This is a genomic window from Lysinibacillus sp. NPDC093216 (genome assembly GCF_050280325.1).
Taxonomy (GTDB): domain Bacteria; phylum Bacillota; class Bacilli; order Bacillales_A; family Planococcaceae; genus Lysinibacillus.
In genome coordinates this window covers 73642-96159 of the sequence record NZ_JBNNVB010000006.1, presented here as the reverse complement: position 1 = coordinate 96159, position 22518 = coordinate 73642, and the positions used below count along the sequence as shown (strand labels likewise).

25 protein-coding genes are annotated in these 22518 nt (G+C 38.9%); 22 read left to right on the top strand and 3 right to left on the bottom strand.

What is annotated here, in order from left to right; translation table 11 throughout:
- Positions 1-341 precede the first annotated feature (341 nt).
- The 16 genes from ACQKOG_RS09340 (at position 342) to trxB (ending at position 15821) form a co-directional block, all read left to right on the top strand.
- Entirely contained in the window at positions 342-1571 is a 1230-nt protein-coding gene (locus tag ACQKOG_RS09340) for an EAL and HDOD domain-containing protein (protein ID WP_370083420.1), read from the top strand.
- 728 nt (positions 1572-2299) lie between these two features.
- Positions 2300-3148, top strand: a complete 849-nt coding sequence (locus tag ACQKOG_RS09335; protein WP_370083419.1) for a YitT family protein — start codon at positions 2300-2302, stop codon at positions 3146-3148.
- A 52-nt stretch (positions 3149-3200) separates the two neighbouring features.
- Positions 3201-3521, top strand: coding sequence for a cytochrome c551 (cccB, locus tag ACQKOG_RS09330; RefSeq protein ID WP_427446137.1), 321 nt, complete (start codon positions 3201-3203; stop codon positions 3519-3521).
- Positions 3522-3720: 199 nt separating this feature from the next.
- Positions 3721-4656: an HPr(Ser) kinase/phosphatase gene (hprK, locus tag ACQKOG_RS09325; RefSeq protein WP_323654922.1), complete on the top strand. Its 936-nt coding sequence runs from the start codon at positions 3721-3723 to the stop codon at positions 4654-4656.
- A 237-nt stretch (positions 4657-4893) separates the two neighbouring features.
- Complete coding sequence (gene lgt, locus ACQKOG_RS09320) at positions 4894-5715, top strand: prolipoprotein diacylglyceryl transferase (RefSeq protein ID WP_427446134.1); 822 nt, start codon at positions 4894-4896, stop codon at positions 5713-5715.
- 12 nt (positions 5716-5727) lie between these two features.
- Complete coding sequence (gene ppaX, locus ACQKOG_RS09315; protein WP_427446132.1) at positions 5728-6369, top strand: pyrophosphatase PpaX; 642 nt, start codon at positions 5728-5730, stop codon at positions 6367-6369.
- 4 nt (positions 6370-6373) lie between these two features.
- A complete protein-coding gene (locus ACQKOG_RS09310; RefSeq protein ID WP_370083415.1) occupies positions 6374-6916 on the top strand; it encodes an acyltransferase in 543 nt (180 codons plus the stop codon).
- 527 nt (positions 6917-7443) lie between these two features.
- The gene (locus ACQKOG_RS09305) at positions 7444-8616 is read left to right on the top strand and encodes an ATP phosphoribosyltransferase regulatory subunit (protein WP_370083619.1); all 1173 of its coding nucleotides are present in this window, start codon (positions 7444-7446) and stop codon (positions 8614-8616) included.
- Positions 8609-9232: an ATP phosphoribosyltransferase gene (gene hisG, locus ACQKOG_RS09300; RefSeq protein WP_370083617.1), complete on the top strand. Its 624-nt coding sequence runs from the start codon at positions 8609-8611 to the stop codon at positions 9230-9232. The genes ACQKOG_RS09305 and hisG overlap by 8 nt, the downstream gene beginning before the upstream one ends.
- Positions 9233-9285: 53 nt before the next feature.
- Positions 9286-10560, top strand: a complete 1275-nt coding sequence (gene hisD / locus ACQKOG_RS09295; protein WP_427446129.1) for a histidinol dehydrogenase — start codon at positions 9286-9288, stop codon at positions 10558-10560.
- A gap of 4 nt (positions 10561-10564) precedes the next feature.
- Positions 10565-11164 (top strand): imidazoleglycerol-phosphate dehydratase HisB, encoded by a 600-nt coding sequence (gene hisB / locus ACQKOG_RS09290; protein WP_370083613.1) that lies wholly within the window; start codon positions 10565-10567, stop codon positions 11162-11164.
- The gene (gene hisH / locus ACQKOG_RS09285) at positions 11161-11793 is read left to right on the top strand and encodes an imidazole glycerol phosphate synthase subunit HisH (protein WP_370083611.1); all 633 of its coding nucleotides are present in this window, start codon (positions 11161-11163) and stop codon (positions 11791-11793) included. Before hisB ends, hisH begins: the two co-directional genes overlap by 4 nt.
- Positions 11787-12548, top strand: a complete 762-nt coding sequence (hisF, locus tag ACQKOG_RS09280; protein ID WP_370083609.1) for an imidazole glycerol phosphate synthase subunit HisF — start codon at positions 11787-11789, stop codon at positions 12546-12548. Before hisH ends, hisF begins: the two co-directional genes overlap by 7 nt.
- Positions 12545-13162 carry a bifunctional phosphoribosyl-AMP cyclohydrolase/phosphoribosyl-ATP diphosphatase HisIE gene (gene hisIE, locus ACQKOG_RS09275; RefSeq protein ID WP_370083607.1) on the top strand — a complete coding sequence of 206 codons (618 nt, stop codon included), beginning with the start codon at positions 12545-12547 and terminating at the stop codon, positions 13160-13162. The genes hisF and hisIE overlap by 4 nt, the downstream gene beginning before the upstream one ends.
- Positions 13163-13252: 90 nt before the next feature.
- Positions 13253-14776 (top strand): tetratricopeptide repeat protein, encoded by a 1524-nt coding sequence (locus tag ACQKOG_RS09270; RefSeq protein WP_402870996.1) that lies wholly within the window; start codon positions 13253-13255, stop codon positions 14774-14776.
- 100 nt (positions 14777-14876) lie between these two features.
- Entirely contained in the window at positions 14877-15821 is a 945-nt protein-coding gene (trxB, locus tag ACQKOG_RS09265; RefSeq protein ID WP_370083604.1) for a thioredoxin-disulfide reductase, read from the top strand.
- On the opposite strand, the gene ACQKOG_RS09260 is transcribed toward trxB, so the two are convergent.
- The gene (locus tag ACQKOG_RS09260; protein WP_370083602.1) at positions 15801-16073 is read right to left on the bottom strand and encodes a hypothetical protein; all 273 of its coding nucleotides are present in this window, start codon (positions 16071-16073) and stop codon (positions 15801-15803) included. The genes trxB and ACQKOG_RS09260 overlap by 21 nt on opposite strands.
- 434 nt (positions 16074-16507) lie before the next feature.
- Between ACQKOG_RS09260 and ACQKOG_RS09255 the strand changes: the two genes are divergently transcribed.
- The 6 genes from ACQKOG_RS09255 (at position 16508) to ACQKOG_RS09230 (ending at position 20742) form a co-directional block, all read left to right on the top strand.
- The gene (locus tag ACQKOG_RS09255; RefSeq protein ID WP_370083600.1) at positions 16508-16975 is read left to right on the top strand and encodes an NUDIX domain-containing protein; all 468 of its coding nucleotides are present in this window, start codon (positions 16508-16510) and stop codon (positions 16973-16975) included.
- 9 nt (positions 16976-16984) lie between these two features.
- Positions 16985-17878, top strand: coding sequence for an RNase adapter RapZ (rapZ, locus tag ACQKOG_RS09250; RefSeq protein ID WP_370083598.1), 894 nt, complete (start codon positions 16985-16987; stop codon positions 17876-17878).
- A 4-nt stretch (positions 17879-17882) separates the two neighbouring features.
- The gene (locus tag ACQKOG_RS09245; protein WP_370083596.1) at positions 17883-18866 is read left to right on the top strand and encodes a gluconeogenesis factor YvcK family protein; all 984 of its coding nucleotides are present in this window, start codon (positions 17883-17885) and stop codon (positions 18864-18866) included.
- A 65-nt stretch (positions 18867-18931) separates the two neighbouring features.
- A complete protein-coding gene (whiA, locus tag ACQKOG_RS09240) occupies positions 18932-19879 on the top strand; it encodes a DNA-binding protein WhiA (RefSeq protein ID WP_049668978.1) in 948 nt (315 codons plus the stop codon).
- A gap of 281 nt (positions 19880-20160) precedes the next feature.
- On the top strand, positions 20161-20418 hold the full coding sequence (locus tag ACQKOG_RS09235) for an HPr family phosphocarrier protein (RefSeq protein WP_370083594.1): 258 nt from the start codon (positions 20161-20163) through the stop codon (positions 20416-20418).
- A gap of 117 nt (positions 20419-20535) precedes the next feature.
- Complete coding sequence (locus ACQKOG_RS09230) at positions 20536-20742, top strand: hypothetical protein (protein ID WP_427446123.1); 207 nt, start codon at positions 20536-20538, stop codon at positions 20740-20742.
- 344 nt (positions 20743-21086) lie between these two features.
- On the opposite strand, the gene ACQKOG_RS09225 is transcribed toward ACQKOG_RS09230, so the two are convergent.
- Together ACQKOG_RS09225 and clpP are read right to left on the bottom strand one after the other, a co-directional pair.
- A complete protein-coding gene (locus ACQKOG_RS09225) occupies positions 21087-21434 on the bottom strand; it encodes a hypothetical protein (RefSeq protein WP_427446121.1) in 348 nt (115 codons plus the stop codon).
- A 59-nt stretch (positions 21435-21493) separates the two neighbouring features.
- The gene (gene clpP, locus ACQKOG_RS09220) at positions 21494-22075 is read right to left on the bottom strand and encodes an ATP-dependent Clp endopeptidase proteolytic subunit ClpP (protein ID WP_132361998.1); all 582 of its coding nucleotides are present in this window, start codon (positions 22073-22075) and stop codon (positions 21494-21496) included.
- Positions 22076-22518 lie beyond the last annotated feature (443 nt).

Below are 22518 nucleotides of genomic sequence, written 5' to 3'. Positions count from 1 at the left end.
AATGTCAATATGAAATGAAATTTTTTACAAAAATATTTGAAAAGGATTAAATGAAATTGAAATAGATTTCTCTGGAAAAGGAATAAATGAAATATGAGTAGTTTGGTGTTTTAGCTAATGATTTTTAGGGGCTAGTCACCGAAAGTTGGGGTTAAAGAGCATCGGTGTACGGCGGGGTTACTCCTTGGGATAGCGTCATAAAAGTGATAAATCAATGTCTTGTATAGAATGTTAGTGAATGTTAGGCGACTTTTAGACAGTTATTTGAATGGTAAGCAGAGAGTAATGAAAGGTGCTATAATATTAATTACTAGATTATGGAGAAATGGGGGGGCAATGAAATGGAAGTATTTATCGGAAGACAGCCTATTTTTAACCTTCATGAACAAGTCGTTGCGTATGAATTATTATATCGTAGCAAAAACGTGAATGCTTTTCCGATAGTCGATTCAGATGCTGCAACAATCGATGTACTAGTAAACTCATTTCTTTCAATTGGCATTGAAGAGGTAACAAAAGGTAAACCTAGTTTTGTTAATTTTACAGAAAACTTACTTATGAGTCCCATACATGAATATTTAAATCCATCGCAAGTTGTTATTGAGATTTTAGAAGATGTCCCTATTACAACTCAGTTAGTCGAGAGAGTCATTGAGCTGAAATCGTATGGGTTCAAAATAGCATTAGATGATTTTATTTTGGATGATGAAGTACAAGTTTATGATGAGTTATTTCCTTATATCGATTTTATAAAAGTTGATTTTTTATTATCACCATTACTGGAGCGCATGGAAATTGAAAATAAAGTGAAAGAAAATTTCCCTCACATAAAACTGCTAGCTGAGAAGGTCGAGACACGAAATCAATTTGAAGTGGCAAAGCATTCTGGCTATGAATTATTTCAAGGCTATTTTTTTGAACAACCTCAAATAATTACAGCTACAGATATACCTGCTAATACTATTCAATATTTATATATTATTACGCTATTAAAAGAAGAGGAACCTAATATACAATTATTAGCTGATAACATCGAACGTGATATTTCGTTAACGTATAAATTATTGCAAATGGTTAATAACTCAGAGCTGCGGTCTAAATCCAAGGTTCGTTCGATAAAACAAGCAATTATATTACTCGGCGTTTCAAATTTACGAAAGTGGATTTATTTATTGGCAATGCGAGAAATTGACAGAAATGCTGAGAGTGATCTTTTTAAAGAAGTCATGCGAACTTCTTTATTTAGAGCAAAAGTATGTGAGAAATTAGCCAAGCTATCCTATAAGAAAAACTTCTCTGAATATTTTTTAGTCGGGATGTTTTCGTTGATAGACACTTTGTTGCAAAGACCGCTGAATGCTATTTTACAGCAGCTACCTTTTTCAGAAGAAATAATAGAAACGCTTTTAGGTAATCAAACTGAAATGACACCTTATCTGGAATTCAGTATCGCGTTAGGTAAGTTAGACTGGTCTACTTTAGAAAAATTAGCTCCTCAGCTCAATATGAATTTTACAAATATTGATCTTTTATACAATGAAGCAATGGAGTGGGCAGAAAAATCTTTATAAATCAAGGATTTGCTCTTAATGTCCTATAGTGGAATTTGCAGTTAAGTATATATTTTAGTGAAAAGTAAAAAATAAGCTATCTTAAAATTCTTTTTTAAGGTAGCTTATTTTTTTATGTTTTATACATTATTGGGCTCATCATTTATAGTAGTGGATGACATTGTTAAAACTTATGCCATGTGTATAGTTGATTGGAGTGGAGACTGGGCGACTCCTTGGGGATCAGCGTCACAGATGAGACCCTGCAGCGAGCACATAGGGAAACGAAGGCTAAAAGCATCACATCCTGTGATAACGCCTTCGTGACCAACATCGTGTGGCCCAAGCGGCTCATCGTATGCCCCAGGAAGCTTTGCTCTGTGCGAAAGCGAAGCGTCAGCAACAATTGTTTTATCTGCGCGAAAGCGAAGCGTCAGCGACAAATGTTTTAACTGTGCGAAAGCGAAGCGTCAGCGACAAATGTTTTAACTGTGCGAAAGCGAAGCGTCAGCAACAAATGTTTTAACTGTGCGAAAGCGAAGCGTCAGCAACAAATGTTTTAACTGTGCGAAAGCGAAGCGTCAGCAACAAAGCGCCCAGTCGGAACGGAAATCAACCACACATTATGGTGATGAACAAAATTGTAAAAATACATGTTCCTTCATCAATACGAAGTTCTCAATGCGAAGACTATTTGCTATAATCATCTCGTATTTAAAAGATTCTGATAGTTGGAGCGGGTGGGGGAAATGAGTCAAATTCGTGATGTAAGGGAAAGCATTTTGGAGTATATGTACGTCATAGTAGGAGCAGCAATTATTGCGATTGGCTTCAATGTATTTTTACTGCCCAATCAAGTAGCTTCTGGTGGAGTAAGCGGGATTAGTACAATTTTACACGGTTTATTTGGTTGGAATCCAGGCTTTGTACAATATGCATTCAATATTCCATTATTTATAGCAGGTGTAGTAGTACTTGGGAAAAAATTTGGAATCAAATCGTTTATTGGAACAATAACATTACCGTTTATTGTATTACTAACGAACAGTTGGGGACCTTGGACAGATAATCCTTTACTAGGTGCACTTTTTGGGGGAATTGTGGTCGGTTTAGGAATAGGACTTGTCTTTAAGGGGAATGCTTCTACTGGTGGCACTGATTTACTAGCACAAATAATTACAAAGTATACCGGCATATCGCTTGGTACAAGTGTACTTTTAATTGATGGGATTATCGCGATTAGTGCAGCAATTGTTTTTGACTTAGAGAAAGGTTTGTATGCCCTGATAGGACTTTATGTCACTACAAAAACGATTGATATTATTCAGCTCGGCTTGAGTCAGTCTAAAATGGTTTACATTATTACGATGAAACAAGATGAAGTACGTGATGCCATCTATGCCGAGATTGATCGGGGAGTGACAGAGTTGCCTGCTATAGGTGGCTATACAGGAGAAGCACGACCAGTATTGATGGTTGTTGTTTACCAAACAGAATTCACAAAGCTGAAACAACTCATTAAAAGCGTTGACCCATCAGCGTTTGTTATCGTTTCTGATGCTTATGAGGTGTTAGGAGAAGGTTTCAAACGTGCATAAATTTGGTATAATGTCGGGGAAAGATACTTATTTACTTTTAGGAGGGGCCCTAATGAAAAAGGCAATGTTAACATTAGCGATTGGTTCAGCAATCTTCTTAGCTGCTTGTGGCGGAGGTAAAACAACTTCAACTGAAGGTACAAAAACTACTACTCCAAATGGCGAAACAATTGCTATGAAATCTTGTATTACTTGCCATGGTGGCGAGCTACAAGGCCAAAATAATGCACCAAAAATTAGCGATGTAGGCTCTCGTTTAACAGAAAAAGAAATTTTAAACGTTATTGAAAATGGTAAAGGTACAATGCCTGCTGGTATTGTTAAAGGTGCAGATGCAGAAGCAGTTGCAAAATGGTTGTCTACTCAAAAATAAAACGAAATGAAACTAGCGGGCTGGAGAACCGCTAGTTTTTTATATTTTGTAGATTTTTTAGTCAGGGTAGGCAGAGTGTAAATACATTTCTTTTATACATAGACATGCTAAAATAAGGTGAAACTGCAATCATTATGCTGATTGCTAGTTAACGCAGGACAAAACATATTCAATTCCTTTGAATGGAGGCTACTAAACATTGGTCGTAGTATTAACAAGAGACGTTATGGAGAAATTTAAGTTAGAACTATTAGCTGGTGAGGAAGGAATAGGAAGAACGATTGTTACTAGTGATATTTCAAGACCTGGGCTTGAGATGGCGGGGTATTTTACACATTATCCTGCAAATCGAGTGCAATTGCTAGGAAAGACCGAACTATCTTTTTTTGAAATGCTGCCTTCAGATGTGAAACTGGAGCGCATGCGTCTATTGTGTTCGCAGGATACACCAGCTATTATTATTTCTCGTGATTTAGAGGTACCTAAGGAACTTATACAGGCGTCTAATGAAAAACATGTACCTGTATTTAAAACGCATATGACAACAACGAAATTTTCGAGTAGGCTAACTAACTATTTAGAAGGTCGCTTAGCACCAATGACTGCTGCTCACGGAGTTTTAGTTGATATATACGGTATCGGTGTGCTAATTATCGGAAAAAGTGGTGTAGGGAAAAGTGAAACAGCACTAGAGCTTGTCAAGAAGGGGCACCGTTTAGTGGCTGATGATTGTGTAGAGATCCGTCAGGAATCAGAGAATTTTTTAATTGGGAGTCCACCTCCTCTTTTAGAACATTTACTCGAAATTCGAGGCATTGGTATTATCGATATTATGACACTCTTTGGAGCAAGTGCGGTACGACCGTACAAACGTATCACATTAGTTATCGAATTAGAAATATGGGATCCAGAAAAAGTATATGATCGTCTAGGTTTAGAGGAAGAAAAAATGAAAATCATTGATACGGAATTAACAAAGTTAACGATTCCTGTAAGACCTGGACGTAACGTGTCTGTTATTATTGAAGTAGCAGCAATGAACTATCGTTTGAAAAAGATGGGTGTTAATGCAGCCGAGGAGTTTTCTAGACGATTAGATGAAGTAATCTCATCGGCGGATGAGTTGGATGACTAATCGTTTTTAACTTTTTTTCAGCGAGTGTTTTTTGTACCGAAAGCGCAGCGACAGGTACAGACAGAAGTCTCCTACCTTTATAGATGGTGAGATGAATGCGGTTTTAAGTTGCTTTTCAGTGGATGTACAAACATCCGCCGCATTGTTTATCTGTAGCGAAAGCTACAATTATGCCGAGGCATAATTGATTAGGATTCATTTGCAAATGCAATGAATTGATTTTGAGAGGAGCATAAGATGGACTTAGTATTATTACAAATTAATCCGATTGCTTTCCATTTAGGACCTATCCCTGTTCGTTGGTATGGGTTACTAATCGTATCGGGTATTATTTTAGCTTATGTTGTAGGACAAAGAGAGGCTGTTAAGAGAGGCTTACCAGAGGATTTTCTTGCAGATCTATTACTATGGGCTGTTCCTATATCTATAATATGTGCACGTATTTACTATGTAACGATGCGTTGGGATTATTATAGTGAAAACCCAGGGAAGATTATTGAAATTTGGAATGGTGGTATCGCTATTCATGGTGCTCTTATTGGCGCCTTTTTGACAGCTTACATATTCACTCGTAGAAGAAATATTAGCTTTTTACGAGTAGCGGATATTGCGGCACCGAGTATTTTAATTGGACAAATAATTGGCCGATGGGGCAATTTTATGAACCAGGAGGCTTATGGTGGTCCAGTATCACGTGCATTTTTAGAAAATCTAATGCTGCCGGATTGGATTATTAATCAAATGTATGTTGAAGAATTAGGAACATACGTACATCCTACTTTTTTATATGAATCCGTCTGGAATTTCATTGGGCTAATTATTTTATTAGTTTTACGCAAAGTAAATTTAAATCGTGGTGAAATATTCTTCGGCTATTTAATTTGGTATTCAATCGGTCGCTTCTATATAGAAGGCTTGCGTACAGATAGCCTATATTTAGTAGGAGATTTACGCTCAGCTCAGGTTGTTTCAATAATAGGTATTGTAGTAGGGCTTGGTGCGATTATTTACCAACGTATAAAAGTAAAACCTGTAGTAAAGTATTTAGATAATAAATAAGGGGTGCAAAGCATGACTGTAAAGGCATTACTATTTGATTTTGATGGTACATTACTCAATACAAATGATTTAATCATTCAAACATTTATGCATGTTTTAAATGAGCGATTTCCCGGGCAATATTCGCCAAAAGATTGCCTAAAATTCCTTGGGCCGTCCTTAAAACAGACAATGAGTGACATTGCTCCTGGTGAAGAGGATGCAATGATTGCTAAATATCGTGAATATAATGAATTACATCACGATGAGCTTGTCACTCAATATCCTGATGTTGTATCTACTTTAGAGCAATTAAAGGCTATGGGTATCAAGTTAGCGATTGTGTCTACAAAGCGTAATGGAATGATAGATCGTGGTCTATCTGTACTAGGTGCAGGTCATTTATTTGATATCCGTATTGGTACGGATGATGTGAAAAATGTAAAGCCTGATCCAGAGCCAGTTTTGCTTGCGCTTGAACGCCTTGGTATAAACAAGGAAGACGCGATTATGATTGGTGACAATTCTCACGATATTGAGGCCGCGCACAATGCTGGAGTTAGAGCAGCTGGTGTCGCATGGGCTTTTAAAGGTGAGGAATACTTACAGCAATTCAAGCCAGAATATATGTTGCATCATATGACGGATTTATTTGAAATTGTGAAAGCGGGGTAAGTAAATGGCACGTAAAACAGAACGCTACCGTGTCGAAGGAGCAAACTCGCTTTGGAATATTTATGATACGGTGTCCTTTTGGAAGGTGATGAAGTGTTTCGTTGTCATTCAAATTGGACGCTTCACACCATTTTTACGTGTGAAAAACTGGTTGTATCGAACTTTTTTGAAAATGGAGATTGGTGAACAAACTTCCATAGCTTTAATGGTTATGCCAGATACAATGTTTCCAGAACGTATTCATATCGGTGACAATACCGTTATAGGCTTCAGTACGACTATTTTGGCACATGAATATTTAATAGAGGAATATCGTCTAGGAGATGTTCATATTGGCAACGAAGTGATGGTTGGTGCCAATTCAACGATACTACCAGGTGTTACGATAGGTGACGGTGCGATTGTGTCAGCTGCAACCCTTGTGCATAAGGATGTACCAGCTGGCTGTCTAGCAGGCGGTAATCCTATGCAAATTATTTATACAGCTGAACAAATGGCGGAGCGCAAACGCAATGAAATAGTGGAATGGTGCACGCCTAAAAAATAATAAAATCTACACTGTGCATGCTTTACCGTGCACGGTGTTTTTTTGTTGATAATAATTGTAACAATGAAATTAAAGTATGACTCTCTGGTAAAATGAGGGGTTCTCATGACATACGTTTTAACAGAATGACATTCAACTTTTTAGTTTTATCACCCAACTTTTGAAATTTATCTACCAACTTTCACGTTTTATCACCCAACTTTTGAAATTTATCTACTAACTTTCATGTTTTATCACCCAACTTCTGAAATTTATCGACATCCACCTGCCAAAGGGCAAAAAAGATTCACATAGTTTTTTGTCTAAAGGTTTACAAGTTTAAGGAGAGAAAAGCTTGCTTCTTCTGCTGAATAAAGTTTCAATTTATTTATTTTCGAGTATAATTAACAGAATAATCAGTAATGAAATTATTCGATAATTCAAACAGAGTTGCATTGACTAGCAAGAAGAAATAAGATAGAATTCTTTCATAATCTAATTCTCTAATACTCTAGTGAGTTAAAGTGAAACGTGAGGAAGTGTCAAAATTGTCGTCGATTAAAATGTTTGAAAAACCACTTGGAATGCGCGATACATTTCCGCAAATTTTTGAAAAGGTAGAGGCTGTAAGAAATACAGGGCGAGATTTTTTATGCAGAAGAGGCTATGAATTTATTAAAACGCCTGCAGTAGAGTATTTTGATACAGTCGGCAAAGCATCAGCGATAGCCAATGCGCAATTATTTAAATTAGTAGATGGCCAGGGCAACACGTTAGTACTACGACCTGATATGACAACACCGATTGCACGTGTAGCAACATCGAAATTATTAAAAGAGATGATTCCCTTACGCCTTGCTTATTTTGCTAGTGTCTTTCGAGCACAAGAAGCGGAAGGTGGACGCCCAGCAGAATTTGATCAGATGGGGATTGAGTTAATTGGAGACAATTCTGTCTTTGCGGATGCTGAGGTTATTGTTACAGCAATGGAGTTATTAAAGCAATTTGGATTAACGAAATTTAAAGTGACGATCGGTCATGCAGGTATATTAAATTGCATTTTACAAGATTATACAGAAAGCGTTGAACAACAAAATATACTTCGGACGCTGCTTGTGCAACGCAATTACGTAGGGTTTGAAGAAGCGGTAGAATCATTTGATTTACCTAAAACAAAATCCGATGCATTATTGCAATTTATTGAAGAAGCAATACATTTAAAAGAAATTCAAGATATTGAAAAATATGTGCGGAAAAATGACGCATTAGAATATATGCAACAGCTCGATAAGCTACTTGAAATGGCAAACTTAGCGGATTATGTAGCCTTTGATTTTACACTTTCTAGTCACATGAGCTATTACACAGGCATGTTATTTGAAGTGTTTGCAACCGGCAGTGGTTTTCCATTAGGCAATGGGGGACGCTATGACGGATTGCTGGAGGTATTTGGCTCAAAAGTAGGTGCTACAGGATTTAGTATTCGTGTTGACCGCCTATTAGAAACAATTGATGCGCAATCTGATGAACGACAAGAAGCTACAGTCGTGCTATTTGAGGAAGAACAATTTGAAGCGGCTCTTGCCAAGGTACAGACGCTACGAGCAGTCGGTAAACAGGTTACCTTACAGTTAAGGACTAGCCTTGTCGATGAAGCAGTTTTTTTAGCACACTTTACAGAAGTAGTTGTGGTGGGACAGGAGGACGTTGAAGGTGAATGAATTAACAATTGCTATGCCGAAGGGACGCATTTTTGACGAGGCATATCAGATGCTTTTAGAAGCTGGCTTTAATTTACCAGAAGAAGTCGAAATGTCTCGTAAATTAATGCTTGAAATTCCGGAAGAGAAAATACGTTTTATATTAGCAAAACCAATGGATGTTCCTGTTTATGTTGAGCACGGTGTAGCGGATATTGGTATTGCAGGTAAAGATGTTTTGTTAGAACAGCAACGAGAAGTTCATGAATTACTGGATTTAAAAATAAGTACTTGTTATATCGCATCAGCGGGCTTACCTAATACGACGATGAATGAAATTGCACCGAGAATAGCGACAAAATATCCTAATATTGCAATGAAATATTATAAGGGTATTGGAGAGCAGGTTGAAATTATTGAGCTAAATGGTTCGATTGAATTGGCGCCCATGATTGACTTAGCAGATCGAATTGTCGATATTGTTTCAACAGGCCGGACGCTGAAAGAAAATGGCTTAGTGGAGTATGAATTTATTACCGACGTATCATCACGATTAATTGCCAATCCCGTAAGCTATCGCATGAAGAGTGATCGTATTATCGATCTTGTGAAACGTTTGAAAAAATGCGTTAAATAAAATGTCTACTGTCTGGAAGAGGCACATTCCTAGATTTAAAGGAGATTAATCCTATGAAAATAACAAAGCTAGCAAAAGGTATTTCTTTAAAGAGACCACTTGAAGGTGGAAATGAAGAACAGTTAAAGGTTGTGCGTCAAGTATTAGCAGACGTTCGTGAACAAGGTGACGCAGCCATACGTTTTTATACAGAAAAATGGGATGGCTTTGCCCCTAATCATTTACGCGTAACGAAGGAAGAAATTGAAGAGGGCGCAAATGCAATTGATCAACAGCTTTATGCAGATTTAACAGAAGCAGCTCAAAATATTCGCTTTTATCACGAACAGCAAAAGCGCTCAGGTTATCGCTTAGAGCTTAAAGATGGTTCATGGCTTGGGCAACGAATTACTGCGCTTGATGCAGTAGGTCTTTATGTTCCTGGTGGTACAGCAGCGTACCCATCTTCGGTCTTGATGAACGTTATTCCTGCACAAGTAGCTGGTGTCAAACGCATAGTAATTACATCTCCAGCAGGTCGCGATGGAAATTTACCTCCAGGCGTACTAGCTGCAGCGCATATTTTAGGAGTAGCAGAAATATATAAAATCGGTGGAGCTCAGGCGATTGCGGCTCTTGCATATGGAACAGAGACAATTTCTCCGGTTGATAAAATAACGGGTCCAGGAAATATTTTTGTAGCATTAGCAAAACGTGAGGTTTTTGGTGAGGTAGCGATTGATATGATTGCTGGCCCAAGTGAAATTGCAGTGATAGCAGACGACACAGCATTTGCTGATGAAATCGCGGCTGACCTTTTATCACAGGCTGAGCATGATAAATTGGCTTGTGCCATTTTAGTGACGACTTCTGAGCAATTGGCTATAAAAGTAGCTGATGAAGTGGAGAAGCAATTAACGACTTTACCGCGTGAAGAGGTCGCACGTGCATCTATAGAAAACTTTGGTGTCATTTATGTGGCTGAAACGATGGCAGATGCCGTAGAGGCCATTAATTCTCTAGCACCTGAGCATTTAGAAATTGTCACAAAAAATGCTGAGGCTGTAGCTGAGCAAGTACGACATGCAGGGGGTATTTTCATCGGTCGTTATAGCTCTGAACCAGTTGGTGATTACTTCGCAGGGACAAATCATGTGCTTCCAACGAATAGCACTGCACGCTTTGCAAGTGGCTTAAACGTCGATGATTTTGTGAAAAAATCGAGCGTCGTCTTTTATAGTGAAAAAACTTGGGCAGAAAACGCACCGAAAATTGCACGTCTAGCACGTATGGAAGGCTTAGAAGGCCATGCACGTGCAGTCGAATCGCGTGGATGGGAAAAGGAGTAGTACAATGACTGGAAAAAAACGATATGCAAAAGTTGAACGTACGACAAACGAAACACAAATTTCGGTAGCCATCGATTTAGATGGTGAAGGGAAGGCAAATATTAAAACGGGTGTTGGCTTTATGGATCACATGCTTGACCTATTTATCAAACATGGGCTTTTTGATGGGACGATAGAAGCCAATGGTGATACATATATAGATGATCATCATACAACAGAGGACCTCGGAATTGTATTAGGCCAAGCTATTCGCGAAGCGCTCGGTGATAAAAAAGGAATAAAGCGTTACGGCACAGCATTTGTGCCAATGGATGATGCACTTGCACAGGTCGTGGTGGATTGCTCAAATCGTCCGCACTTAGAATATCGTGTGCCACAGTTGAAGGAAAAGGTCGGTAGCTTCGATACTGAATTAGTACATGAATTTTTGTGGAAGTTTGCACTCGAGGCTCGGATGAATGTTCATGTCATCGTACCTTATGGCCATAATACACATCATATTATTGAAGCTGTTTTTAAGGCGTTAGCACGTGCCATTGATGCAGCAGTGGAAATTGATCCACGTGTTAAAGGTGTACCATCGACTAAGGGGCTGTTAACGTGAAAATAGGTGTTATTGATTATGGCATGGGGAATTTATTTAGCGTTGAACAGGCATTAAAACGACTAGGCTGTGAGGTTGTTGTCACGGCTAATGAAAAAGTGCTAGATACAACAGATGCACTGTTGCTTCCTGGTGTTGGAGCATTTCCAGATGCCATCAAACGTTTAGCTGAAACGAATTTAGATCAATATTTGCACAAGGTGAAAGCAGAAAATCGACCACTTCTTGGAATTTGCTTAGGCATGCAATTATTATTTGAGCAAAGTGAAGAGGTAGCCCCAACGAAAGGTCTAGGCTTTTTTAAAGGAAGCATTAAACGATTTACTGGTGACAACGCTGGGCAGGAGTATCGAGTGCCGCATATGGGGTGGAATGAGCTCGAAGTGACAAACCGTCCTTCTTGGTTAAATGGCGAAGTAACGGCAAAGCATGTTTATTTTGTGCACTCATTTTATGCAACCGATATCGATGAAACGGAGCTTGTCGCTTATGCGGATTATCATGATATTAAGGTTCCTGGCATTGTGGCAAATGGCTCTATTACGGGCATGCAGTTCCATCCCGAAAAGTCAGGTGAACTAGGTGTGCATTTATTAGAACAATGGTTGAAGGGGGTGGCATCATGTTAACAAAGCGTATTATCCCATGTCTTGATGTAAAAGAGGGACGTGTTGTAAAAGGTGTACAGTTTGTGTCATTACGTGATGCGGGTGACCCAGTTGAGCTTGCAAAGTTTTATGATGAACAAGGGGCAGATGAGCTTGTATTTCTAGATATTTCGGCATCACATGAAGGACGTGAAACAATGGTGGATGTCGTACGGCAAACTGCAGCTACATTAGCCATTCCATTCACAGTAGGTGGTGGAATTCGTACATTAGATGATATGAAACGCATTTTACGTGCAGGTGCCGATAAAGTATCAGTGAATACTTCTGCTTTAGAGCGACCAGAGCTCATTAAAGAAGGTTCTGACTTTTTTGGTGCGCAATGTATTGTTGTAGCTATTGATGCCCGCTATAGCGAAGAAGATGCCACATGGATGGTTTATACGCATGGGGGCCGAAACAAAACAACATGGCGAGTAACTGAATGGGCGAAGGAAGCGGTTCGCTTAGGTGCAGGTGAAATTTTATTAACGAGTATGAATCAGGACGGTGAGAAATCTGGTTTTGATTTAGCCTTAACAAAAGCTGTGAGAGAGGCTGTGACAGTTCCTGTTATTGCAAGCGGCGGTGCAGGAAATGCTGAACATTTTTACGAAGTATTAGCTGAAGATATCGATGCAGATGCAGCACTTGCCGCATCCATCTTCCATTACAAAGAAACGAGCGTAGCACAAGTAAAAGAATACTTACGTGAAAAAGGAGTGGCAATAAGATGATTGACAGCATTAAATTTGATGAAAAAGGTCTTGTCACTGCGGTTGTACAAGATGCTAATACAAAAGAAGTACTAACTGTAGCGTATATGAATAAAGAATCTCTAGAGAAAACACTTGAATCGGGAGAAACATGGTTCTTCTCACGTTCACGTCAAGAACTCTGGCACAAAGGGGCAACGAGTGGTCATACGCAAAAAGTGATATCTATTAAGGCGGACTGTGATAGTGACGCATTAGTTGTGGAAGTAATTCCTGCTGGACCGGCTTGTCATAATGGAACAACTTCTTGCTTTACGGAGATTATTCAGCAAAATGACAAGGTAGGATCTGTTGAGATTATTTCTAAACTCGTAAAGGTCATTGAAAAACGCGAGCAAGAAATGCCAGAAGGGGCGTATACTACATATTTATTCGATAAAGGTATCGATAAAATTTGTAAAAAAGTTGGAGAAGAAGCAACTGAAGTTGTCATAGGTGCAAAAAATCGCGATGCAGAAGAAGTGAAGTGGGAGTCTGCCGATTTAATTTATCACCTATTAGTGTTACTACAAGAGCAAAAAGTAAGTGTTTATGACGTGTTACATGTGTTAGAAAAACGTCACGAGGAGAAATAACGGCATATTGCTTATTGTATGCTATAATAGAAGTTACTGTGTAAAGGAACGTATAATACGTTCCTTATTTCTTGTTTCGGAGGAAATGTTTTGGAAAAGAAACGTCAAAAAGAGAATCAAACGAATATAGTGTCGTTCATTCCAACAGGCGACTATTATTATAAAAAATCAATTCAAGCAATGAATAGCGGACAAATGAATAAAGCCTATAAATATTTACAGCGAGCAGTTGATTTAAGTCCTGATGATCCGATGATTTTATTACAATTAGCGATAATAGAGTTAGAGGGTCAACGTTTTGAGGAAGCGTATGATCTTCTTCGTCGTGCCTATCAGATAGATAAAGATAATCCAGAAATTATTTTTTACATGGCAGAGGTTTCAGGATGTATCGGTATCATACATGACGCTAAGCGCTTTGCAGAGCAATATTTACAATTAGAGCCAGAAGGTGCCTATGCAGATGAAGCTGCTGAAATATTAGAGTTTGTTGATTTTGAGCAGGATGATTTTGAGGAGCTTGAAGGTTCTGCTGAAGACTTATATCGACAAGAACAGGCAAGACGTTGTATGGAAAAGGGAGATTTCCCTGAAGCTATTAAAATGCTAGAAGACTTAATTGAAGACAGACCAGATTTTTGGTCAGCTTATAACAACTTAGCCCTTGCCTATTTTTATGTGGGTGAAGCAGAACAAGCGAAAGCTCTGCTAAACACTGTATTACGCGAAAATAAAGGGAATTTACATGCACTATGTAATTTAACGGTTATCGCATACTATGAAAAAAATGAAGAAGATTTAAAGGATCTTTTAGAAATACTTGTGAAAATTCAGCCATACTTATGGGAACATCGCTACAAGCTGGGTGCTACATTAGCGCTCATTGGACAATATGATTTAGCATTTAAATGGTTGCGTAGCATGCAGAAAAGAGGCTATGTAGGCGATGCTGGCTTTTACTTTTGGTTATCACATGCCGCTTATTTCTCAGGACATGAAGAAATTTCAAAGAGTACATGGGGGCAGCTACTTGAGCTGGATCCCGATAAAGAAGGCTTTGAACCGTGGCGTCAAGAAGAAAACAATTATTCACTTGATGCATTAGAACATGACCGTGATTATATTGTGGAAAAGCTAGAGAGCGAATATACAAGTGAACGGATATTTGGGTTGTTTTTACTAAGCTGTACAGCACATAAACAGGAAATTATTGCGCATCCAAAATGGATAGATGTTGACCAATTTAATGCGTATGAAAAGCTATTCCTCGCTTATGCACTAGAACATCAATTTGATATGAAAAACAAAGTAGAGGCTAGCTTTATACGAGCAGTAAGTGTGCCAGAAATTTTACTAGAACAGTATGAAAAGCTAACGACAATAATTGCACCAATGTTCCAAATGTGGTTTGTGCTTTGTGAGCAAGCATTGATGAACAATTATCGTTTTACAAATCCAGCAGCTATTGCAGGAGCAAATGATTACTTATTTCGTTCTTCCAGAATGCTCAAGGTTACAAAAAAAGAGATCGCTCAGCAATACGGAGTATCAGTGTCAACTTTATCGAAGTATATTGAAGAAATTTTAATGTTTTTACCAGACACTCATAATTAGACTGTGAGCAACATAGTTGAATAACTTTTTACTTTCACATACGATGAACATACTAACATTATTATAAAAAAGTAAAAAATCTGTTTAGGGGGAAGTATTTATGTCAGAAGAAAAAATTTATGATGTAGTAATAATTGGTGCAGGTCCAGCTGGAATGACTGCTGCTGTTTATACATCACGTGCCAACCTTTCAACTTTAATGATTGAACGTGGAATCCCTGGCGGACAAATGGCAAATACAGAAGAAGTAGAAAACTATCCTGGGTTTGATACAATTTTAGGGCCTGAGCTATCTACAAAAATGTTCGATCATGCTAAGAAATTTGGTGCAGAGTATGCATATGGCGATGTAACAGAAATTATTGATGGTGAGGAATATAAAACAATAATTTCAGGTGCTAAAGAATATAAAACACGAGCAATTATTCTTTCTACAGGTGCCGAGTATAAAAAAATGGGCGTGCCTGGCGAAAAAGAACTTGGTGGCCGCGGTGTCAGCTATTGTGCAGTATGTGATGGTGCATTCTTCAAACAAAAAAATCTTGTTGTCGTAGGTGGCGGAGATTCAGCTGTTGAAGAAGGCGTTTATTTAACTCGCTTTGCTGATAAAGTAACAATTGTGCACCGTCGTGATAAATTACGTGCACAAAAAATTCTCCAAGATCGTGCCTTTGCTAACGAAAAAATTGATTTCATTTGGAATGCAACAGTCAAAGAAATTAATGAGGCAAACGGTAAAGTTGGAAGTGTAACATTACAATCAACTGTAGATGGTGTTGAATCTAATTTTGCTACTGATGGCGTATTCGTATACATTGGTATGCTCCCATTAACAAAACCATTTGAGTCTCTAGGTATTTTAAATGAGGCTGGTTATATTTTGACAAATGATAATATGGAAACGACAGTACCAGGTATCTTCGCTGCTGGAGATGTACGTGAAAAATCACTTCGTCAAATCGTTACAGCGACAGGTGACGGAAGTATCGCAGCACAAGCAGTACAGCACTATGTGGAAGAATTATTAGAAAAAATTAATGCTTAAAGTGATCATTGCTAAAGGCAGTTTCATCACCAGAGTTGTGGATGACATTTTTTTGAAATGTATGTCATTTATATAAGTTGATTGGAGTGGAGACTGGGCGACTCCTCGGGGATTAGCAATAGAGGAACGAAGGCTAAAACCATCACATCCTGTGATAACGCCTTCGTGACCAACATCGTGTTGGCCCGAGACCCTGCAGCGAAGCGGATGTTTTCTGTGCGAAAGCGAAGCGACAGCAACGAAGCGGCTCATCGGACGCCCCCAGGAAGCTCTGCTCTGCGCGAAAGCGAAGCGTCAGCGGCAAAGCGCTCGGTCGGAACGGAAATCAACCACACGTTACGGTGATTAGCCCAAGATCGTTATTTTAAGGAAAAAAATACAATTTTAATACGGTCTTAATATAGTTGTAACTTGAATGACATATAAAAGGTGTAATATATAAATTGTAATTAGCAATCCCCCTTTTATTTTGTTGAGTAGGTTGTTTCCGCCAAATTAGGTGGAGCAACCTATTTTTGTTATGAACGGAAATTTTTATGGCGGAGTTTCATATGTTTGAGTAGAGGTTAAAAACAGTATCGATGAAGTTAAAATTGCAAATGAAGTAAAGTTTAGAATTGAGGACAAACCTTGTTTGGTCTTGCTATAATAAAAGGTAGAATGCAAAAGAGATTAGAGGTGTGCCTATGCAAAGGATTGCAAATTTAATAGCCGTAAAAGACGGTCAAGTGTTATTACTTCAGAAGCCGAGACGTGGCTGGTTCGTAGCTCCTGGCGGTAAAATGGAGAGCGGTGAATCGATTTATGAGGCTGCAGTACGTGAGTTTAAAGAAGAAACAAATGTCACACCAATAAATGCTCATTTAAAAGGTGTTTATACGATGGTTATTAAAGAAAATAATGAGGTAGTGGACGAATGGATGCTTTATACATTTGTTGCAAAGGATGTAGAAGGAGTACCGTTTAAAGAAACTAGAGAAGGCAAACTTGCATGGCACCCAGTAGAGGATTTGAAACATTTGCCAATGGCTGAAGGTGATCGAACAAACTTACAATTTGCTATCTCACAAACAGGCATTCAGTACGGTACATTTGAATACACAACTGATTTTGAATTACTGCATGAGAAAATACAAATATCAATCGAACAATAAAGGAGCTGCATGACAGTGGTGGTTGAAGGACCAAAAGGTACACATGAATTGGTTATTATTACAGGAATGTCTGGAGCTGGGAAAACAGTAGCTATTCAAAGCTTTGAGGATTTAGGGTATTACTGTATTGATAATTTACCACCAGCGCTACTCACAACATTTTTAACCTTACTAAGGGATTCTGGTAAAAATATTACACGTATAGCAGCTGTCATGGATATGCGTGGTGGCGACTTTTTTGATTCTCTTATCGGCGCTCTCGACCATATTCTTAAAGAAGGCGATATAGTTGCACGAATTTTATTTTTAGATGCAGATGATGCAGCTTTAGTTAGACGTTATAAAGAGACAAGACGTGCACATCCATTAGCTGTAAATGGTTTGCCATTAGATGGCATAAAACAAGAACGTAAACTTTTATCCGAAGTAAAAGGTCGCGCTAAATTTGTCTATAATACATCTAATATGAAGCCTAAAGAGCTACGAGAAAAAATCGCTAAAGAATTTGCCAGTGATGCTGATAATATTTTCTCGGTAAATATCATGTCTTTTGGATTTAAACATGGTATGCCGATAGATGCCGACTTAGTATTTGATGTCCGTTTTTTAAAAAATCCATATTATGTAGAAGAGTTACGCCATAAAACGGGATTACAAACTGAGGTATCTTCTTATGTTCTGGCACTTGAAGATACGCAAACACTCATTCAGAAACTAACGGATTTGTTTGAATTTATGATTCCACTCTATAGACAAGAGGGCAAATCACAACTTGTCATTGCCTTTGGATGTACTGGAGGACAGCATCGTTCAGTAACATTAGCAGAGTATTTTGGGGCATATTTAGCTGGGAAGGAAAACACTGTTATTACACATCGTGACATCAATCGTAGAAAGGATTGAGTGAATGGGAAAGAAGCGAACAAAGCTTGTTGTAATTGGTGGTGGTACGGGGCTTTCTACGTTACTACGAGGGCTCAAGCACCACCCATTTGATATTACTGCAATTGTGACAGTAGCAGATGATGGTGGTTCTTCGGGACGCTTACGAGATGACTATGATATTCCACCACCAGGTGATGTCCGTAATGTGATCGCGGCGTTATCGGATGTTGAGCCGCTTGTAGAGCAAATGTTTCAATACCGTTTTTCTGCATCGGAAGATTTACGTGGGCATTCATTAGGTAATTTAATGCTGACTGCTTTAACAGATATTACTGGGGACTTTAACCATGCTATTAGTGAAATGGGAAAGGTTTTAAAGGTTCATGGTCGCGTCATACCAGCAGCCAATAAAAAGATAAATTTACATGCTGAACTTGAGGACGGTTCAATCATTGAAGGGGAATCTAAAATCCCAAAGGCTAAAAAACGAGTTAGTCGTGTTTTTTTAGTGCCAGAAAACGTGAAACCGTTACCAGAGGCTATTCGAGCAATTCATCGTGCTGACTATATTTTAATTGGTCCAGGAAGTTTATATACAAGCATTATTCCAAACCTCCTTGTAAAAGGAATAGGAGATGCTGTTGTAAAGGCTAAAGGAAGAAAAATTTACGTTTGTAATTTAATGACTCAAAAAGGTGAAACCATTTCCTATACAGCAGGCGATCATGTTAAAGCTATATATAAGCATGTGGAAGACTCCTTCATCGATTCTATATTGGTAAATGATGTAAAACTTCCTCATCCTGTAAAAGAGCTTTATAAGGAAGAGTGTGCTGAACCAGTAACATTTGACGTTGCAAAGCTTGAAAGTATGGGATTAGAGGTTATTCAACGAGATATTGCCACGATTCGCCCAGATGGGACGGTGCGTCATAATGCTACAAACGTTGCGAAATGGCTTGTAGATTACGCAAATATCTATAAACAAGAAGTTAGTGAATCATAAAGCGCTTATTGTATATGATAAGATGAACATATACATAGAACAAAAAGTTGAAAGGAGGGCGTGATATGTCTTTTGCTTCTGAAACGAAAAAAGAGTTAACTCAAATAGAAGCGGACAATCATTGTATGAAAGCAGAAGTATCTGCCCTAATTCGTATGAATGGTTCATTATCCTTTGCTAATAAACAGTTAAGCTTAGACGTACAAACTGAAAACGCTGCAATCGCAAGAAGACTTTATACGATTATGAAGAAGCTGTATCCATATAATGTAGAGTTACTTGTTAGAAAAAAAATGCGTTTGAAAAAAAATAACGTATACATTTGCCGCGTAAGAGAAGGTGCCCGTGAGCTACTGATTGATTTAGAAATCATCTCAGACGACTTTCAATTTAATCATACTATTTCTCGGAAGCTCATTAAAAAGAGTGGTCAAAAAAGAGCATACTTACGGGGTGCGTTTTTAGCTGGTGGCTCTGTCAACAATCCAGAAACATCGGCCTACCATTTAGAAATTTATTCATTATATAAAGAGCATGGCGAGGCTTTAATGGATTTAATGAATGAATTTGAGCTAAATGCAAAAACAATTGAACGAAAAAAAGGCTTTGTAACTTATTTAAAAGAAGCTGAAAAAATTTCTGATTTTCTTAATATTGTTGGAGCGCATCAAGCAATGATGAAATTCGAAGACGTTCGCATATTGCGCGACATGAGAAATAGTGTTAATCGCATAGTTAACTGTGAAACAGCGAACTTGAATAAAACAATAGGCGCAGCATTACGTCAAGTAGAGAATATCCGATTTATTGAAAATTCAATTGGCCTAGATCAATTGCCAGAAAAACTGCGTGAAATTGCACGATTACGCGTAGAATACCAAGATGTAACACTAAAAGAACTTGGTGAAATGGTATCAAGTGGAACGGTTAGTAAATCCGGTGTCAATCATCGATTACGGAAAATAGATGAAATTGCCGATGCATTAAGAAGCGGAGAAAAAATTGGTGGTTAAATTTTCATACTTTTCAGGTATGAATGTGATGTTTAACTTCTTTCAGTAATTATTATCTGTAGCGAAAGCGAAGCGTGAGCTACAGGTGTTTTATGTAACGAAAGCGAAGCGGCAGTTACAAATGTTTTATGTAACGAAAGCGAAGCGGCAGTTACAAATGTCTGTCGTACCGAAAGCCGGCAATTATGCGGAGGCATAATTGATTCGTGTCTTGTTCTTTTGCTAGTAAGTAAGGTAAGATAAAAATAATAGATGAACGGTAGTAAAGGGGAGTTTTAAGAATGACCGAGAGAAGAGTCCATGTGAAATTAAAATTAGGACTACAAGCTAGACAAGCAGCACTATTTGTACAAGAAGCAAATCGTTTTAGCGCCGATGTCTTTCTGGAAAAAGACGAGAAAAAAGTAAATGCTAAATCCATTATGGGTGTTATGAGCTTAGCCATTGCAAAAGGAACAGAGGTTGTACTTAGTGGCGATGGCAACGATGCTGAGCAAGCGGTTACAGCATTAGCAGCACTAATCGAAAAAGAAGATTAAAAAACTATGATGCAAAAACTGTCCAAACAGTAAAACTTACATGTTGGACAGTTTTTTTGCGCTTTTGCACCGAATAAATAGGTCCTGAAAATAGAGTCAAAGCGATGGGAAGTAAGGATGGGACGAGGGAAAGAAAGGCCAAAGTCGTTGATAGAAATGATGGGTAGAAGAGCCAAAGCGACGGAAGGAAAAGTCAGAGCGACGGAAGGAATGGCCAAAGCGACGGAAGGAAAAGTCAGAGCGACGGAAGGAATGGCCAAAGCGACGGAAGGAATAGTCGAAGCGACGGAAGGAATAGTCAGAGCGACGGAAGTAAAAGGCTGAGACGGAAAGAAGAGTCAAAGCGACGGAAAGAAAGGCCGAAGTGACGGAAGGAAAAGTCAGAGCGACGGAAAGAAAAGGCTACGACGGAAAGAATAGTCGAAGCGACGGAAGGAAAAGTTAGAGCGACGGAAGTAAAAGGCTGAGACGGAAAGAAGAGTCAAAGCGACGGAAAGAAAGGCCGAAGTGACGGAAGGAATGGCCGAAGTGACGGAAGGAATGGCCGAAGTGACGGAAGGAATGGCCGAAGTGACGGAAGGAAAAGTCAGAACGACGGAAAGAAAAGGCTACGACGGAAAGAATAGTCGAAGCGACGGAAAGAAAGGCCGAAGCGACGGAAGGAAAAGTCAGAGCGACGGAAGTAAAAGGCTGAGACGGAAAGAAGAGTCAAAGCGACGGAAAGAAGAGTCAAAGCGACGGAAAGAAAGGCCGAAGTGACGGAAAGAAAGGCCGAAGTGACGGAAGGAAAAGTCAGAACGACGGAAGAAAAGGCTACGACGGAAAGAATAGTCGAAGCGACGGAAAGAAAGGCCGAAGCGACGGAAGGAAAAGTCAGAGCGACGGAAAGAAGAGCCAAAATCGTGGATAGAACCATCAAAATGATGGATAGAGTAGCCAAAGTCGTGGATAAAACCATCAAAATCGCGGATAGCCCAATCAAAGTGAAGGATAGCCTCATCAAACCATACATACATTTAATGTCGAAAAACAAAAAAAGACATCTCAGAAATAATCTGGGATGCCTTTAGCATTTTTATTTACGTTCCATAATTTGGTCGATTAGGCCGTATTCTTTTGCACGCTCAGCTGTCATGAAGTTATCGCGATCTGTATCTCTTGCAATGACTTCAAGTGGTTGACCAGTACGTTCCGATAAAATTCCATTTAATTTTTCACGTAAGAATAAAATACGTTTTGCAGCGATTTCGATTTCAGTTGCCTGACCTTGTGCACCGCCAAGAGGTTGGTGAATCATTACTTCAGCATTCGGTAATGCGAAACGTTTACCAGGTTCACCAGCAGCAAGTAGGAAAGCACCCATAGATGCAGCCATTCCGATACAAATTGTTTGTACTTGTGGCTTGATAATTTGCATTGTGTCATAAATTGCCATACCAGCAGTGATAGATCCACCCGGTGAGTTAATGTAAAGAAAGATATCTTTGTCTGGATCTTCTGCTTGTAGGAATAGAAGTTGAGCAACAATTGAGTTAGCAACGTTGTCGTCAATTGCACTTCCTAATAGGATAATACGGTCTTTTAGTAGTCGTGAATAGATGTCATACGCACGTTCACCACGACTTGTTTGTTCAATAACTGTAGGAATTAAATTCATGTTAAATCCTCCTTAAAAAACTAAATTCGAATACTTTTGCTGAAAACTTCCTTGGTAATTCAGCTGTATCCTTATCATACACATTATAGTCAGGGAAGGTCAAATATTAACCCTGTTAAAGTAAAATAAATTAAATCAATTTTGCTTTGGCGTAATTATAGCCGCAACTTCGCATTCGCCAATAAACCATTAGATGCCGCCGTATTGCTTTCGTCCAGAAAACATTAGACGCTGCAACTTCGTGTTCGCCCAGAAACCATTAGATGCCGCAACTTCGCGTTCGCTCAGAAAACATTTGATGCCTCCGCATTGCTTTAACTACAAAAACATTTACCGCATCCGCTCCGCATCCGCTCCGCATCCGCTCCGCATCCGCTCCGCATCCGCTCCGCATCCGCTCCGCATCCGCTCCGCATCCGCTCCGCATCCGCTCCGCATCCACG

Bases quoted from the DNA above. Each gene is read 5' to 3' on its own strand.
- ACQKOG_RS09230 (WP_427446123.1), top strand. From the start codon at position 20,536: ATGGGACGAGGGAAAGAAAGGCCAAAGTCGTTGATAGAAATGATGGGT.
- clpP (WP_132361998.1), bottom strand. From the start codon at position 22,075: ATGAATTTAATTCCTACAGTTATTGAACAAACAAGTCGTGGTGAACGT.
- hisD (WP_427446129.1), top strand. From the start codon at position 9,286: ATGAAAATAACAAAGCTAGCAAAAGGTATTTCTTTAAAGAGACCACTT.
- hisB (WP_370083613.1), top strand. From the start codon at position 10,565: ATGACTGGAAAAAAACGATATGCAAAAGTTGAACGTACGACAAACGAA.
- ppaX (WP_427446132.1), top strand. From the start codon at position 5,728: ATGACTGTAAAGGCATTACTATTTGATTTTGATGGTACATTACTCAAT.
- ACQKOG_RS09235 (WP_370083594.1), top strand. From the start codon at position 20,161: ATGACCGAGAGAAGAGTCCATGTGAAATTAAAATTAGGACTACAAGCT.
- ACQKOG_RS09255 (WP_370083600.1), top strand. From the start codon at position 16,508: ATGCAAAGGATTGCAAATTTAATAGCCGTAAAAGACGGTCAAGTGTTA.
- cccB (WP_427446137.1), top strand. From the start codon at position 3,201: ATGAAAAAGGCAATGTTAACATTAGCGATTGGTTCAGCAATCTTCTTA.
- ACQKOG_RS09310 (WP_370083415.1), top strand. From the start codon at position 6,374: ATGGCACGTAAAACAGAACGCTACCGTGTCGAAGGAGCAAACTCGCTT.
- trxB (WP_370083604.1), top strand. From the start codon at position 14,877: ATGTCAGAAGAAAAAATTTATGATGTAGTAATAATTGGTGCAGGTCCA.
- hisIE (WP_370083607.1), top strand. From the start codon at position 12,545: ATGATTGACAGCATTAAATTTGATGAAAAAGGTCTTGTCACTGCGGTT.
- ACQKOG_RS09335 (WP_370083419.1), top strand. From the start codon at position 2,300: ATGAGTCAAATTCGTGATGTAAGGGAAAGCATTTTGGAGTATATGTAC.
- hisF (WP_370083609.1), top strand. From the start codon at position 11,787: ATGTTAACAAAGCGTATTATCCCATGTCTTGATGTAAAAGAGGGACGT.
- ACQKOG_RS09225 (WP_427446121.1), bottom strand. From the start codon at position 21,434: ATGTATGTATGGTTTGATGAGGCTATCCTTCACTTTGATTGGGCTATC.
- ACQKOG_RS09260 (WP_370083602.1), bottom strand. From the start codon at position 16,073: ATGAGCCGCTTCGTTGCTGTCGCTTCGCTTTCGCACAGAAAACATCCG.
- ACQKOG_RS09340 (WP_370083420.1), top strand. From the start codon at position 342: ATGGAAGTATTTATCGGAAGACAGCCTATTTTTAACCTTCATGAACAA.
- whiA (WP_049668978.1), top strand. From the start codon at position 18,932: ATGTCTTTTGCTTCTGAAACGAAAAAAGAGTTAACTCAAATAGAAGCG.
- rapZ (WP_370083598.1), top strand. From the start codon at position 16,985: ATGACAGTGGTGGTTGAAGGACCAAAAGGTACACATGAATTGGTTATT.
- ACQKOG_RS09245 (WP_370083596.1), top strand. From the start codon at position 17,883: ATGGGAAAGAAGCGAACAAAGCTTGTTGTAATTGGTGGTGGTACGGGG.
- lgt (WP_427446134.1), top strand. From the start codon at position 4,894: ATGGACTTAGTATTATTACAAATTAATCCGATTGCTTTCCATTTAGGA.